Source organism: Vibrio sp. 704, assembly GCF_033339295.1.
Genome location: NZ_JAWOUH010000487.1, coordinates 1 through 678, shown reverse-complemented (window position 1 = coordinate 678; position 678 = coordinate 1). Strand labels below are relative to the sequence as shown.

Here is a 678-nt window from a genome sequence, read left to right as displayed (position 1 = left end):
AACCACATGGCCGACAAAGTCATTAATGAACTGAATTTAACTCAACACCCTGAATTTACGAGCTCCGGTGGACTAAAACAAAAAATCGACGACATCAAAGCAGTCCCGTTAGTACAAGATTTATTGAATGTCTCTCCTAGCCCAAAAGAGACATCACAATACTCTGAGTCTTACTATCAAGCACTTCAAGCCTTCAAAAGAAAGCTTGAAATTGAACCTGTTCGAAACACACAGTTAGTGCGAATTAGCTTTCGTTCTGCCGATCCAAAGTTAGCAACAAGAGTCGCGAACGCGGTTGGTCAGGCCTATATTGATGCCAACTTCGAAGCCAAGCTCGTAGTGACTCAAAATGCAGCAACATGGCTGACTAATAACTCTCAAAAACTCGAAGAGCGCTTAAAAAAATCAGAGCATGCTTTGCAAGAGTTTTTGCTCAAAGAAGGCCTGATTGATATCAACGGCATCGACGACATCTACGCCAACGAACTAGAAGAGCTTAACCGTAAACTCAATACCGCTGTCAATAAGCGCATCGAAGCGCAAACCTTGATCCAACTACTAAAAAGAAAATCTTCTCAGAATCTTGATAGCCTGCTGTCCATTGACGAGTTTGCCAATCAAGCTCAGATTCGTGATTTGAAACTTTCAGAAGCCCAAGCTGCGAAGAACGTTTCTGAA

At 42.3% G+C, this 678-nt stretch carries 1 pseudogene; it reads left to right on the top strand.

Going from position 1 to position 678, the window contains the following annotated elements:
- A pseudogene (locus R7R24_RS27285) lies at nucleotides 1-678 on the top strand (capsular biosynthesis protein); the annotation flags it as partial.